12 protein-coding genes are annotated in these 14,429 nt (G+C 72.8%); 6 read left to right on the top strand and 6 right to left on the bottom strand.

Going from position 1 to position 14,429, the window contains the following annotated elements; all coding sequences use genetic code 11:
* Window positions 1–5 precede the first annotated feature (5 nt).
* On the top strand, window positions 6–719 hold the full coding sequence (locus OG303_RS13785) for a response regulator transcription factor (protein WP_405868318.1): 714 nt from the start codon (window positions 6–8) through the stop codon (window positions 717–719).
* A 2-nt stretch (window positions 720–721) separates the two neighbouring features.
* Window positions 722–1,834, top strand: a complete 1,113-nt coding sequence (locus OG303_RS13780; protein ID WP_405868316.1) for a sensor histidine kinase — start codon at window positions 722–724, stop codon at window positions 1,832–1,834.
* Between the two features lie 88 nt (window positions 1,835–1,922).
* On the opposite strand, the gene OG303_RS13775 is transcribed toward OG303_RS13780, so the two are convergent.
* From OG303_RS13775 to OG303_RS13765, 3 genes are all read right to left on the bottom strand, one after another.
* Window positions 1,923–2,924: an NAD-dependent epimerase/dehydratase family protein gene (locus tag OG303_RS13775; protein ID WP_405868314.1), complete on the bottom strand. Its 1,002-nt coding sequence runs from the start codon at window positions 2,922–2,924 to the stop codon at window positions 1,923–1,925.
* A gap of 114 nt (window positions 2,925–3,038) precedes the next feature.
* Entirely contained in the window at window positions 3,039–4,490 is a 1,452-nt protein-coding gene (locus OG303_RS13770) for a sensor histidine kinase (protein ID WP_405868312.1), read from the bottom strand.
* On the bottom strand, window positions 4,487–5,176 hold the full coding sequence (locus OG303_RS13765) for a response regulator transcription factor (RefSeq protein WP_405868310.1): 690 nt from the start codon (window positions 5,174–5,176) through the stop codon (window positions 4,487–4,489). Before OG303_RS13765 ends, OG303_RS13770 begins: the two co-directional genes overlap by 4 nt.
* A 152-nt stretch (window positions 5,177–5,328) precedes the next feature.
* Between OG303_RS13765 and OG303_RS13760 the strand changes: the two genes are divergently transcribed.
* The 4 genes from OG303_RS13760 (at window position 5,329) to OG303_RS13745 (ending at window position 11,367) form a co-directional block, all read left to right on the top strand.
* Window positions 5,329–6,669: a ferric reductase-like transmembrane domain-containing protein gene (locus OG303_RS13760; RefSeq protein ID WP_405868308.1), complete on the top strand. Its 1,341-nt coding sequence runs from the start codon at window positions 5,329–5,331 to the stop codon at window positions 6,667–6,669.
* Window positions 6,670–6,679: 10 nt separating this feature from the next.
* On the top strand, window positions 6,680–7,414 hold the full coding sequence (locus tag OG303_RS13755) for an FMN-binding protein (RefSeq protein ID WP_405868306.1): 735 nt from the start codon (window positions 6,680–6,682) through the stop codon (window positions 7,412–7,414).
* 2 nt (window positions 7,415–7,416) lie between these two features.
* Window positions 7,417–8,157, top strand: coding sequence for an FAD:protein FMN transferase (locus OG303_RS13750; RefSeq protein WP_405868304.1), 741 nt, complete (start codon window positions 7,417–7,419; stop codon window positions 8,155–8,157).
* Window positions 8,158–8,226: 69 nt separating this feature from the next.
* Window positions 8,227–11,367 carry an ATP-binding protein gene (locus OG303_RS13745; RefSeq protein ID WP_405868302.1) on the top strand — a complete coding sequence of 1,047 codons (3,141 nt, stop codon included), beginning with the start codon at window positions 8,227–8,229 and terminating at the stop codon, window positions 11,365–11,367.
* Here the strand turns inward: OG303_RS13745 and OG303_RS13740 are convergent.
* The 3 genes from OG303_RS13740 to OG303_RS13730 form a co-directional block, all read right to left on the bottom strand.
* Window positions 11,357–12,577, bottom strand: coding sequence for a cytochrome P450 (locus tag OG303_RS13740; RefSeq protein WP_405868300.1), 1,221 nt, complete (start codon window positions 12,575–12,577; stop codon window positions 11,357–11,359). The genes OG303_RS13745 and OG303_RS13740 overlap by 11 nt on opposite strands.
* 71 nt (window positions 12,578–12,648) lie before the next feature.
* Entirely contained in the window at window positions 12,649–13,443 is a 795-nt protein-coding gene (locus tag OG303_RS13735) for an ABC transporter permease (RefSeq protein WP_405868298.1), read from the bottom strand.
* Window positions 13,440–14,396, bottom strand: a complete 957-nt coding sequence (locus tag OG303_RS13730) for an ATP-binding cassette domain-containing protein (protein ID WP_405868296.1) — start codon at window positions 14,394–14,396, stop codon at window positions 13,440–13,442. Before OG303_RS13730 ends, OG303_RS13735 begins: the two co-directional genes overlap by 4 nt.
* Window positions 14,397–14,429: the final 33 nt, after the last annotated feature.

Here is a 14,429-nt window from a genome sequence, read left to right as displayed (position 1 = left end):
GCTCCATGGAGCAGCAGCAGTACGGACAGGCCGGGGCCCGGGTGCTCGTCGTCGACGACGATCCCACCGTCGCCGAGGTCGTCTCCGGGTACCTCGACCGGGCCGGATACGTCGTCGACCGGGCCGGGGACGGGCCCGACGCCCTCGCCCGCGCCGCCGCCCACTGGCCCGACCTCGTCGTCCTCGACCTGATGCTGCCCGGCATGGACGGCCTCGAGGTGTGCCGGCGGATGCGGGGCCACGGGCCCGTGCCGGTCATCATGCTCACCGCGCGCGGCGACGAGGACGACCGCATCCTCGGGCTCGAGGTCGGCGCCGACGACTACGTCACCAAACCGTTCAGCCCCCGCGAACTCGTGCTGCGCGTCGAGTCCGTACTGCGCCGCAGCCGGCCCGCCCAGCCGTCCGGCACGCTCGGCGCGGCCGGGCTCTCGGTCGACCCGGCGGCCCGCCGCGCCCTCAAGGGCGGTGCCGAACTCGCCCTCACCATCCGGGAGTTCGACCTCCTGGCCTTCTTCCTCCGGCACCCCGGCCGCGTCTACAGCCGGGAGGACCTGATGCGCGAGGTGTGGGGCTGGGACTTCGGCGACCTGTCGACCGTCACCGTCCACGTCCGGCGGCTGCGCGGCAAGGTCGAGGACGACCCCGCCAGGCCCCGTCTGATCCAGACCGTGTGGGGCGTCGGCTACCGCTTCGACGGCTCGCAAGCGGAGGCGTGACCATGCGCGACAACCTCCTCATCGCCCTCTTCGCCTTCCTGGGCGCCGCCGCGGCCGGTCTCCTCGGTGCCTGCGTACTCCTCCTCATCCGGCGCCGCTCGCTGGCCCTGCACCTCGGCGTGGTCGCCGCCGTCGCCGTCACCGCGATGCTCGCGGGGACCCTCGCGGTCGCGCAGGCCATGTTCCTGTCCGGGCACGACCTGAAGGTCGTCACGACCGTCGTCGCGATGGCCGCCGTGGTCTCCCTGGCCACCGCGCTGCTCCTCGGCCGCTGGGTCGCCGCCCGCAGCCGCGCCCTCACCCTCGCCGCCCGCTCCTTCGGCGACGGCGGCGACTTCACCTCGCCCGTCGGTCCCGCCACTGCCGAACTCGCCGCGCTGAGCCGTGAGTTGGAGGCCACCAGCGCCAAACTCACCGAGTCCCGGGAACGCGAACGCGCCCTGGAGTCCTCCCGCCGCGAACTCGTCGCCTGGATCTCCCACGACCTGCGCACCCCGCTCGCCGGACTGCGCGCGATGTCGGAGGCCCTGGAGGACGGCGTGGCCGCCGACCCCGACCGCTACCTCAAACAGATCCGTACGGAGGTCGAGCGCCTCAACGACATGGTGGGCGACCTCTTCGAACTCTCCCGCATCCACGCGGGCGCGCTGGCGCTGAGCCCGAGCCGGATCTCGCTGTACGACCTGGTCGGCGACGCGCTCGCGGGCGCCGACCCGCTGGCGCGCGAGCACGGCGTACGGCTGATCGGCGACGGGGTCGAGCCCGTGCCGGTCGAGGTCGACGGCAAGGAGATGAGCCGGGTCCTGGGCAACCTGCTGGTGAACGCGATCCGGCGCACCCCCGCCGACGGCACCGTCGCGGTGACCGCCGAGCGGGGCCCCGACGGCGTCGTCCTGTCCGTCACGGACGGCTGCGGCGGCATCCCCGAGGAGGACCTGCCGCGCGTCTTCGACACCGGGTGGCGCGGCACACATGCCCGAACCCCGCCTGCGGGCGCGGGACTTGGCCTCGCGATCGTCCGCGGCATCGTCGAGGCGCACGAGGGCCGAGCCACCGTCCGCAACGTCCCCGGCGGCTGCCGCTTCGAGGTGGTACTGCCCGCCGCCGCTTCGTGAACACGGGCAGTACCACCGGTCCTAGAAGGTCAGGGGCCTGTTCTGCGTTCCGCGCCTGCACCCCGGAGGCGTGAACTCGGCACAGGCCCTACGCCTCCCGCATCCCAGCCCGTGCGAACTCCCGCATCCCCTCCTCGAAGGCCACCTCCGGCTTCCACCCCAACTCCGCGCGCAGCCGGGCCGAGTCCGCGGTGATGTGGCGGACGTCGCCGAGGCGGTACTCGCCGGTGACGATCGGGTCGGGGCCGCCGTACGACGCCGCCAGCGCCCGGGCCATATCGCCGACGGTGTGCGGTTCGCCGCTGCCGGTGTTGTAGGCGGTCAGGGCTCCCTCGCCCGAACTTGCTTCCAGCGCCGCCACGTTGGCCGCCGCCACGTCCCGCACATGGACGAAGTCCCGCCGCTGGCGGCCGTCTTCGAAGACCCGCGGGGACTCGCCGCGGGCCAGTGCCGAGCGGAAGAAGGAGGCGACGCCCGCGTACGGGGTGTCGCGGGGCATGCCCGGCCCGTACACGTTGTGGTAGCGCAGCGACACCGCGGAGCCGCCCGTGGCACGCGCCCACGCCGCCGCCAGATGTTCCTGGGCGAGCTTGGTCGTCGCGTACACGTTGCGCGGGTCGAGGGGGGCGTCCTCCCCGACCAGGCCGGGCGACAGCTGTGCGCCGCACACCGGGCAGGGCGGCTCGAAGCGGCCGGCGTCCAGGTCGGGAACGGTTCGCGGGCCCGGCCGTACGACGCCGTGGCGTTCGCAGGTGTAGTGCCCCTCGCCGTACACCACCATCGACCCGGCCAGCACCAGCCGCCGTACGCCCGACTCCGCCATGGCGGTGAGCAGGACGGCGGTGCCGAGGTCGTTGTGGGAGACGTACTCGGCCGCGTCCGCGAAGCCGGCGCCCAGGCCGACCATCGCCGCCTGGTGGCACACGGCGTCCACGCCGGACAGGGCGCCGCGCACGGCGACGGGGTTGCGCACATCCGCCCCCGGGTCGGCACGGACGTCGTGGACGACGGGCTCGTGCCCGTGGGCCTCCAGAGCCGTCACGACCTGGGATCCGATGAACCCGGCACCGCCGGTGACCAGTACACGCATGCGCTCACGCTAGGGCCGTGCGCGGGCCGGACGCGGGGGCCGCGCCCGTCCGTCACGGGTCCGTAAGAACCCGGCCCACCGTCGGGACGTCGTGCCCGGGCGGGGGGACCGACGTCAGTGGTCCGGGTGGCCTTCCCCGGCCCGCAGCGGCAGCGTCACCGTGAACACCGTCGCCCCCGGCTCGCCGGTCAGCGCGATCGTGCCGCCGTGCGCGCAGACCAGGGACGTGGCGACCGCGAGGCCCAGGCCGCTGCCTCCGCGGTCCCGGCTGCGCGCCTTGTCCACCCGGTAGAAGCGGTCGAAGACGCGCTCGCGGTCGGCGGGCGGGATGCCCGGGCCCGCGTCGGCCACCCGCACCGAGGCGGTGTCCGTCCCGGCCGACACCGACACCGAGACCTCCGTGCCGACCGGCGTGTGCACCGCCGCGTTGGTGAGCAGGTTGTCCAGGACCTGGCGGATGCGCTGCGGGTCCACGCGCAGCCTCGGGGCCGCCTCGGGCGCCAAGACGGCCAGCGGGTGTTCGGGGTGGGACGCGCGGAAGGCGTCGGCCGCCTGTTGGACCAGGTCGCCGAGGTCGGTGTCCTGGAGCCGGAGCGGGGCGTCGACCTCCGCCGCGTCCAGCCGGGCGAGCAGCAGCAGGTCGTCCAGCAGGAACCCCATCCGGGCCGCCTCGGCGCGCAGCCGGGCCAGGTGCTTGTCGCGCTCCTCGGGGGCGTTGGCGGCGGCGTACTGGAAGAGGTCCGCGTAGCCCCGCACCGACATCAAGGGGGTGCGCAGCTCGTGCGAGGCGTCCGCGACGAAGCGGCGCAGGCGCTGCTCGGCCTCCGCGCGGACCGCGAGGGAGTCGTCGATGTGCTCCAGCATCGTGTTGAAGGCCGTGCGCAGTTCCTCGACCTCCGGGCCGCCGCCCCGCTCGTCGGCGCGCAGCGGCAGCCGGGCCGCCGTCTCGCTGAGGTCGTGCGAGGCGATGCCGTGGGCCGTGTGCGCCATGTCGCTCAGCGGCTTCAGGCCCCGGCGCAGCATCCGCCGGCCGAAGATCACCAGCGCCAGCAGCGCGAGCCCGAAGGCGATCACCTGCACCGTGATCAGCCGGTCGATGGTGTCGTCGATCTCGGACATGGGCGCGGCACTGACCAGCACCACGCCGGGCTCGACCTCGCAGGCCCGCAGCCGGTAGGTGCCCGACCCGTCGATGTACACGGTCCGCATGATCTCCGTGTCGGAGTCCGCCATCGTCCGGGCGAGCGCGGTCAGCGGGCGGATGTCGTGCGGGATGTCGGCGGGCTGCCGCAGCACCGCCGAGCCGCCCTTCACGTCGTAGACCGCCGTGAACCAGCCCCAGTACGGCTTCTGCGTCACCGTCCCGTTGGCCTCGGCGTCCTTGGTCTGCACGGTCTGGACGACCTTCATCTGGTAGCCGAGCTGGTTCTCCAGATAGTCGCGCATGTACGTCGTCAGCGCGGTGCCGACGACCGCGAACACCACCAGAGCCAGCGCTCCCAGGCCCAGCGCCAGCCGGGTGCCCAGCCGCATCCCGCGGTACGCCCGCCACAGCCGGCGGATCACTCGGCCGCCTGCCGGACCACGTACCCGAAGCCCCGCACGGTGTGGATCAGCGGGTCGCCCGTGTCGTCGAGCTTGCGGCGCAGCCGGCTGACGACCAGCTCGACGACATTGGAGCGGCCCCCGAAGCCGTACTCCCACACATGGTCGAGGATCTGCGCCTTGGTCAGCACGGTGGGCGACTTGCGCATCAGGTAGCGCAGCACCTCGTACTCGGTGGGGGTGAGGGTGAGCTGCCGGTCGCCGCGGCGCACCTCGCGGGTGTCCTCGTCCATCGTCAGGTCCGCCACCCGCAGCACCGACCGCTGGAAGCTCGGCCCGGCGCTGCGCCGCAGCACCGTCCGCAGCCGGGCCATCAGCTCCTCCACGGCGAACGGCTTGACCAGGTAGTCGTCACCGCCCCGGGTCAGCCCGGCCACCCGGTCGGCGACGCCGTCCCGCGCGGTGAGGAACACCACGGGCACCATCGTGCCGGAGCCGCGCAGCCGGTCCAGGACGCCGAAGCCGTCCACGTCGGGCAGCATCAGGTCGAGCACCACGATGTCCGGATGGAACTCGCCGGCCAGCCGCAGCGCCTCCTCACCGGAGTTCGCGGTGACCGCGTCCCAGCCCTCGTAGCGCGCGACGGTCGCCACGAGATCGGCGATGGGCGGGTCGTCGTCCACGACGAGGAGGCGTACTTTTTCCACCCGCTCATAGTGCGTCACGTGGCGGCCGGGCCACTGTCGTCCGGCTCACAGCGACAACATCGATAAGTACTTGAAAGTTGTCCGACAGGTTCTCGACAGCTCCCGCCGGTCAAGCTCGGTTACCCAGGACCCGATCAAGGAGCTGCCGTCCCGTGACGACCGTCCAATCGCCCCCCGCGCCCCCCACGGCGATACGGCCAAGGGTGGTGGCCCGCACGGGCCTGTACGCCGTGCTGGCCGCGAACGCGGCCGTGGTCGCCTACTTCTTCGTCCAGCCCGGCTTCGCCGCCTCCAACGCCCTGATCGTGATCGGCCGCCTCTTCGGCCTCTACGGGGCCCTCGTCATGGCCTTCCAGCTGGTGCTGGTGGCCCGGCTGCCCTGGCTCGACCGCCGCATCGGCATGGACCGGCTGACCTCCTGGCACCGCTGGACCGGCTTCGCCCTCCTGTGGACGCTCCTGGCGCACGCCGTGTTCATCACCTTCGGCTACGCCGACGGCGCCGGTGTGGGCCCGGTCAGCGAGCTCGTCGACCTCGCCGAGACCACCGAGGGCGTGCTCCGCGCGATCGTCGCGCTCGGCATCATCCTCGTGGTCGGCGCCGTCTCGGCCCGCTACGCCCGCCGCCGACTCGCCTACGAGACCTGGCACTTCATCCACCTCTACACGTACGTCGCCGTGGTCCTCGCCTTCACCCACCAGGTCGCGGTCGGTACGAGCTTCACCTCGTCGTCCGCCGCCAAGGCGTACTGGTACGCGGTGTGGGGCGTGGCCCTCGGCGCGGTCGTCCTGGGCCGCCTCGTCCTCCCGCTGTGGCGGAACTGGCGCCACCAGCTGCGGGTCTCCTCGGTCGTCCACGAGTCCGACAACGTCGTGTCGATCTACATGACCGGCCGCGACCTGGACCGGATGCCCGCGCGGGCCGGCCAGTTCTTCCTGTGGCGGTTCCTGACCCGCGACCGCTGGTGGCAGGCCAACCCGTTCTCCCTCTCGGCGGCCCCCGACGGCCGCACGCTGCGCCTCACCGCCAAGGCGGCCGGCGACGGCAGCGCCGCCCTGCGGCACGTGAAGGTCGGCACGCGCGTCTTCGCCGAGGGCCCCTACGGCGCCTTCACCACCCTGCACCGCGTCAAGTCCGAGTCCCTGCTCATCGCGGGCGGCGTCGGCGTCACCCCGATCCGCGCCATCCTGGAGGACCTGGAGGGCCACGCGGTCGTCATCTACCGCGTCTCCAGCGACCGCGACGCCGTCCTCTACGACGAACTGCGCGAACTCGCCCACGCCAAGGGCTCCGAGCTGCACCTGGTCACCGGCCCGCCCGTCCCCGACCAGCTGGCCCCGCGCGAACTGGCCCAGCTGGTGCCGGACATCGCCGACCGGGACGTCTTCCTGTGCGGGCCGCCGCCGATGATGAACGCGGTGCTGCGCAGCCTGGGCGACCTGGGCGTGCCCAAGCAGCAGATCCATTTCGAGCGCTTCAGCCTGGCGGGATGAGAGATACATCGTGAAGCGAGCCATACCTGTCGTCGTCCTGAGCATCGCGGGCCTGGTCCCCGTCTGGCGCTACGAGCCGTCCATCGGCGCTACGACGACCACCACCGAGTCCGCCTCGACGCCCTCCGCGTCCTCTTCCTCCGGCTCGGGTTCCTCCTCCGGCACGGTCGTCAAGGGCACGCTCCTCCAGACGGAGAAGGGCCCCGTCCAGGTCCAGGTCACCTTCGACGGCGACAAGATCACCGCCGTGAAGATGCTGCAGCAGCCGAACCATCCGCAGACGACGGCCGCGGTGCCGAAACTGGTCGCGGAGACGTTGAAGGCGCAGAGCGCGGACATCGACACGGTGTCCGGTGCGACGATCACCAGCGAGGCCTACAAGAAGTCCCTCCAGGCGGCGATCGACGACAACGGCAAGTCGTCCTCCTCGTCTTCCTCGTCCTCGTCGCCCTCGGCGTCCGCCTCGTCCTCCGCCACGGCCGCCGCGTCGCAGACCGTGTCCGGTACGACGGTGAACACCTCCAAGGGCCCCGTCCAGGTCCAGGTGACCTTCGAGGGCGACAAGATCACCGCCGTGAAGATGCTGCAGCAGCCGAACCATCCGCAGACGACGGCCGCGGTGCCGGTGCTGATCTCGGAGACGTTGAAGGCGCAGAGCGCGGACATCGACACCGTGTCCGGTGCGACGATCACCAGCGGCGGCTACAAGGAGTCCCTCCAGGCCGCGATCGACGCGAAGGGCTGATCATGCACCGAGTCGAACACGTCATGGGCTTCCCGGTCTCGCTGCGGGTGGACGACGAGGGGGACTTCGCGGCGGCCGCGGACTCCGTCTACGCCTGGCTGCGCGAGGTGGACGAGCGGTTCAGCCCGTTCAAGGCCGGCAGCGAGGTGTCCTGCTACGGCCGCGGCGAGCTGGAGCGGCACGAACTCAGTGCGGACCTCGGCGAGGTCCTCGACCTGTGCGAGCACTACCGGGTCGCCACGGACGGCGCGTTCGACGTACGGCTGCCGGGGCGCGGGCTCGACCCGTGCGCGGTGGTGAAGGGCTGGTCGGTGCAGCGGGCGGCGGACCTGCTGCGGGCGGCCGGCGCGCGGCGGTTCGTCCTCAACGCCGGCGGTGACGTGGTCGCCGCCGGCGGCCCCTGGCGGGTGGGCGTACGGCACCCCGAGCACGCCGACAAGCTGTGCACCGTCCTCGAACTCACCGACGGCGCGGTCGCCACGTCCGCCCGCTACGAGCGCGGCGACCACATCATCGACGGCCGCACGGGGCGCCCGGCGACCGGACTGCTCAGCATGACGGTCGTGGCGCCCACCCTGACCGAGGCGGACTCCGTGGCCACGGCCGCCTTCGCGATGGGCGCCGAGGGCGTCGGGTGGGCCGCCTCGCAGAACGGCTGCGAGGTGTTCGCGGTGGACGGCGGTGGGCAGGTGCTGCGGACGGAGGGGTTTCCGGTCGCGGCCCAGTCGGCGGCGGCGGCCTGACCTCCCGTGGCGGCAGAGGGCTCCGCGGCGGCCTGACCTCCTGGTCACCGCGCTGACTACGCTGGCGCGGTGACCATCGAGCTGACGCTGCTGTCGTCCGTCTCCCACCGCGGGCAGGAGATCACCGCGCCCCGGCTGCGCGGCCTGCTCGCGCTGCTGGCGGGGGAGTTGCGGGCCGGGTGCGGTGCCGGGCGGCTGGTCGACGGGCTGTGGCCCGACGAGCAGCCGGAGAACCCGACAAAGGCGCTGCAGATCCTGGTGTCGCGCGCGCGGCGGCAGCTGGGCGCCGAGGTCATCGCCAGCACCCCCACCGGCTACCGCCTCGCCCTGCGCGAGGACCAGGTCGATGCCGCCGCCGTCCTGCTGTTCGCCGCCGCGGCAGCCGAGAAGACCCGAGCCGGTGACCACGCGGGCGCCCTCGCCGAGGCGGACGAGGGACTGGCGCTGTGGGACGCCGTCCCGGCGGAGCAGGCCCAACTCGACGATCCCGTCGGCGAGTTGCGGGCCGAGCGGGCGGCGACCCACCACGTGCTCGTCCGCTCCCGCGCGCTCGCCCTCGCCCGCACGGGCCGCCGTGCGGAAGCCGTCGGCCCGCTCGCCTCCCTGGCCGAGGTCCGGCCCGGCGACGAGGAACTCCTTCTGGAGCTGATGCGCTGCCAGTCGGCCACCGCCGGTCCGGCCGCCGCCCTGGCCACGTACGACAGCCACCGGCGCCGGCTGCGCGACGAGCTCGGCACCGACTCCGGACCCGCCCTCCAGGAACTCCACCAGGAACTCCTGCGCGGCCAGGCCCCCGTCGTCCGGCGTGGGGTGCCGTACGAACCCAACCCCCTCCTGGGCCGGGACGCCGACGTCGCCGCCGTGACACGGCTGCTGCACAGCGCCCGGGTCACCTCGGTCGTCGGTCCTGGCGGCCTCGGCAAGACACGGCTGGTGAGCGCCGTCGCCCGGGACGCCGAGCAGCGGATCGTGCATCTGGTGCCGCTCGCCGGTGTCCGACACGACGGCGACGTGGCCGCCGAGGTCGCCTCCGCGTTGGGCGTCGGCGAGAGCCTGCGGCCCGGTGCGGGAGGCGGCGACGCGATCGCCGGCATCGTGGGCGCCCTCGGCTCCGGGCCCGCACTGCTCGTCCTCGACAACTGCGAGCAGATCGTGCAGGGCGTCGCGGACCTCGTCCAGGCCCTGGTGTCGCGGACGAGGGAGCTGAGGATCCTCACCACGAGCCGCGCCCCGCTGGGCCTCTCCTCCGAGACCGTCCACCCACTCCCCGAGCTCGATCTCGCCACCACCGTCGAGCTGTTCGAGCAGCGCGCCCGCGCGGCCCGCCCGGACGTCGACCTGTCCGCCGACGCCGTGGCCGACCTGTGCCGCCGCCTCGACGGACTGCCGCTCGCCACCGAACTCGCCGCCGCCAGGGTCCGGGTGATGTCGGTCGCCGAGATCGCCCGCCGTCTGGAGGACCGGTTCGCGCTGCTGCGCGGCGGCCCCCGGGACGCCCCGCAGCGCCACCGCACCCTGCACGCGGTCGTCGACTGGTCCTGGAACCTCCTCGACGAGCACGCCCGGTCGGCGCTGCGGGCCCTGTCCGTCTTCCCCGCGGGCTTCACGGCCGAGTCCGCCGAGCAACTCGTCGGCGGAATGGACGCGTTGCAGGTCCTGGAGGACCTCGTCGACCAGTCCCTGCTCAAGGTGACCGACACTCCGTACGGCACCCGCTTCCGGATGCTGGAGACGGTACGGGAGTTCGCCGCCGCCCACCGCGAACGGGCCGGCGAGGACGCGGTGGTCACCGGGCGATTCCTGTGCTGGGCAAGGGACTTCGGGGTCGCCCACCACGACGTGCCCTTCCGCGCCGACCCCTTCGCGCCCTGGCAGCTGATCCGCGCCGAGCAGGACAACCTCGTCCAGGCGCTGCGGCTGGCGCTCGCCCGCGAGGACCACGACACCATGGCCGCGGTCACCGCCGTACTGGGCGGAGTGTGGATCGTGGAGGGCAACTACGCCCGCCTGATCGCCCTCACGGGGGACACCGCCCGGCCCCTGTCCCACTACCGGCCCGGTCCGCGGTACGTGGAGCCGACCCGCACCGCCGCCGCCATGTTGACCGCCAACCTGTTCATGGGGGTGGGGCCGGGCGCCGCGCGCACCCTGGTCACCCTGCGCCGGTTGCCGCCCGCCGAGCCGGACACCATGGCGCGGGCCGTGGCCGCGGTTCTGTGCGCCCTCCCGAAGGTGCTCGTGGACCACCAGGCCCTGGCCGAGCTGTGCGACAGCGAGGCCCCGCTGCTCTCGGGGATGGCCAACTGCCTGGCCAGTTATGTCTGGGAGGGCGAGAACCAGCCGGACCTGGCCCTGGCCGCCGCCCGCCGCATGGCCGCCCTGCTGGGGGACCGGGACGTTCCGCTGCTGCGCTTCTGGCCCGCGGGCCGGGTCGCCGAACTGTGTCTGCAGAGCGAGCACGGCGCCGAGGCGCTGGTGAATCTCCGGACCGCCCTGGCCGCCCTGGAGAGCCTCGGCGAGTGGACCGACGTGATCGGCGTGCGGTGGGGCATGATGCTCGCCCATCTGCAGACCGGGGACCTCGACGCGGCCGAGTACTGGCTGGAGCAGGCGATGCGGCATCAGCCGGAGGACGCCGCCGCCGACGTCTTCACCGCCGACCTGTGCGCCCGCGCCGAGCTGACCCTCGCGCGCGGCGACGTCGAGACAGGGCTCGGGCTGTGGCGCCGGGCCCTGGTGCGCATCGAGCGCACCACGAGCCCCGACTACGGCGACGAACTCCTCAAGGAGAACTGGGTGTTGGAGCTCCAGTCCGTCGCCCTGACCGCACACGCCCGGCACGGCCGCACCGACCTCGTCGCCGCGCTCGCCGACACCCTGCCCGACCGCCTCGCCGCCCTGCTGAGCCGCCCCAGGACGGCTCCGCAGCACGTGACGGTCGACTTCCCGGTGTGCGGCGCGCTGGTGCTCGCCCTGGGCGCGGTCGCCCTCACGGACGGCGATTTTGCCCGTGGGGCCCGGCTGACCGCCCTCGCCGAACGCTTCCGGGCCGTGCGCAACTTCCAGCCGACGATGAGCTCGGCACGCGCCCGCGAGGAGGCGGAGAACGCCGACAAGGCGGCCTACGAGGACGCGGTGTCCACGTACGCCGCCCTGGACGTGGCCGGGCTGCGGGAGGCCGCCCTCGGCCTGGTGCGGGTCACAGCCTGACGGGCAGGCCGAGCAGGTGGAATCCGTCCCCGGGCCAGTGTCCGAACCGCACGTCGGCGCGGTCCACGGCCAACTCCGGTGCGGCGGACCGTCGTACGAGAAGCTCCTCGAACACGACGCCGGTCACCAGTCGGCCGAGCGCCGCGCCGATGCAGTAGTGCGGGCCGTGCCCGAAGGCGAGATGACCGTCGCCGCGGCCGAACTCCCTGGTCACATCGAGGCGTTCGGGGGCGTCGTACGCGGCCGGGTCGTGGTCGGCGGCGAACAGGGCGACCGTCACCGCCTCGCCCTGGTTCAGCCGTGTGCCGGCGAACACGAAGTCCTCGGTGGCGTACAGGGTGGCGCCCATGCGCACCAGCGTGACGTGGCGGAGGAGTTCGGGAACCGCGCGGCCCATCAACTCGGGCTCGGCGCGCAGCAGTTCCAGCTGGTCCGGGTGGTCGAGGAGGGCCAGGACCGCGTGGGCGAGGAAGAGGGCCGGTGGGGTGATGCCGGTGTTGATCAAAAGGAAGAAGACGGTGACGATCTCGTCGTCGGTCATGCCGCCGTCCGCCAGCAGCGCCGACACCAGGTCGTCGGCCGGCTCGGTACGGCGCCGGGCGACCAGGTCCTTCGTGTACTCCACGACCCCGCCGAGCCCTTCGAGGGCCTTGCTCCCGTCGCCGTACGCGAAGTCCCGGATCCAGCCGCAGACCCTGTCCTGGTCGGCCGGGTCGACGCCGACCAGGGCGCAGACGAGGGCCGTGCTCAGCGGGTAGGCGAACTCGCCCAGCAGATCGGCCTGTTCGCGTTCCGCGAGGGTCTCGATCAGCTCTCGTGCCGTCTTCTCCACGAAGGGGCGCAGCGCGGCCACCCGGCGGGCGGTGAAGGCGCGGGTGAGGGGGTTGCGGCGGCGGGTGTGCTCGTCGCCGTCGAAGAGGGCCAGGTGCCCGGAGAGGTACTGGGCGTACTCGGGCGGGAGACCGCCGGTGCCCTGCGCCAGCAACTCGGCCTGCGGGTCCGGCATTCCGGAATCGGCGATCGCCGAGCGGTCCCGCACCAGGCGCGGCTCGGTGAGCGCGGCCTTCACGTCCTCCTGGCGGGTGACCAGCCGTACGGGGGTGGCGAGGCCGGGCAGGACGACGTGGTGGAGGCCGGGGCGCGAGCGGAGGTCGGCGTAGGCGCCCACGGGGTTCTCGACGAGCTCGGGGGTGAGGTGCACGGGGGTCATGGCAACTGCCTTTCTCCGGCGGGGTGTTGAGAGCTGGTTCCTGAGAGCTGGTTCTTGAGAGCCGGGGGTGTTCAGTGGGTGTCGCGGTCGAAGAGACGGAGCGACCACACGAATCCGAGGACCACGACCCCCACGCACCACGCCAGTGCCATCCACCCGTTGTGGCCGATCTCCGTGCCGGTCAGCAGGCCGCGCATGGTCTCGATGACCGTGGTGAACGGCTGGTACTCGGCGAACCAGCGGATCCAGGACGGCATCGAGTCGACCGGGACGAAGGTGCTGCTGACGAAGGGCAGCAGGAACGAGATCGGCAGCGGGGCGTTGCTGGCGCTCTCGGGCGTCCTGCTGATCAGCCCGAGGGCGACCGAGAGCCAGGTCAGCGCGAGAACGAAGAGCAGGAGCAGTCCGACGGCCGCCAGCCACTCCACGGGGCCGGCGTCGGGGCGGAAGCCGATGGCGAGGGCGACGGACAGCACCAGGAGCAGGGTGAACATCGTCTGGATCACCGCCCCGACCACATGGCCGACCAGGATCGACGCCCGGGAGATCGCCATCGTGCGGAAACGGGCGACGATCCCCTCGGTCATGTCCGTGCACACCGCGACCGCCGTCGGCACGGCTCCGACGCCCGCCGTCATCAGCAGGATGCCGGGGACGAGATAGCCGAGGTAGGCGGTGCGGTCGCCGCTCTGGCCGATTCCGGTGCCGAGCGCCGAGCCGAAGACGTACACGAACAGGAGCAGCAGGAAGACGGGGATGAGCGCGACCTGGAGCGTCATCGAGGGGTAGCGGCGGGCGTGCAGCAGATTGCGCCGCAGCATGGTGAGCGAGTCGCGGATGTGGAGGGTCTCGACGTTCGTGCTCATCGGGTCTGCACCTTCTCGTGGTCGGGGTGGCCGGTGACCGCGAAGAAGACGTCGTCGAGGTCGGGGGTGTGGACGGTCAGGGAGTCGACGGCGACGGCATGGCCGTCGAGGATGTCGAGCAGGGCGCGCAGGGTGTGGACGCTGCCGTCGCCCGGGACCTGGAGGGTGAGTGCCTCGTCGTCCCGCAGGCCTACGTCCAACACCTGGGCGGCGCGGGCGAGTTCGGCCGGGTCGAGGAAGCGGTGCCGGACGTGGCCGCCGGGGACGAGTCGCTTGAGCTCGTCGGCCGTGCCCTCGGCGACGATCCGGCCGCCGTTGAGGACGGCGATGCGGTCGGCGAGCTGGTCGGCCTCCTCCAGGTACTGCGTGGTGAGGAAGACGGTGACGCCGCCGTCGACGAGATCGCGGATGATCTGCCACATGGAGTGCCGGGCGCGCGGGTCGAGTCCGGTGGTCGGCTCATCGAGGAAGATCACCTCGGGTGAACCGACCAGCGTCATGGCGATGTCGAGGCGGCGGCGCATCCCGCCCGAGTAGGTGGAGGCGGGCTTCTTCGCGGCCGCCACGAGGTCGAAGCGCTCCAGGAGTTCGGCGCTGACGCGGTTGCCCGTACGGCGGTCCAGGTGGTGCAGGTCCGCCATCAGCGCCATGTTCTCCGCGCCGGTGATCAGGTTGTCCACGGCGGAGAACTGGCCGGTGACCCCGATCGCGGCCCGCACGGACTGCGGTGCGCCGGCCACGTCGTGCCCGGCGACCCGGGCCGCGCCGCCGTCGGCGCGGATCAGGGTGGAGAGGATCTGGACGGTGGTCGTCTTGCCGGCCCCGTTCGGACCGAGCAGCGCGAAGACCGTGCCACGCGGGACCCGGAGGTCGATGCCGTCGAGGACCACCTTGTCTCCGTACGCCTTGCTCAGGCCGGTGGCTTCGATGGCCGGTGGTGTCGTCGGGTTCATGCCGCAGAGCGTGCAGGGGCCCGGATTCAGGGC

Origin of the sequence: Streptomyces sp. NBC_00005, from assembly GCF_045160215.1 — a bacterium.
GTDB lineage: Bacteria > Actinomycetota > Actinomycetes > Streptomycetales > Streptomycetaceae > Streptomyces.
The sequence above is the reverse complement of the archived record's forward strand: the minus strand, read 5'-3'. Positions and strand labels throughout refer to the sequence as shown.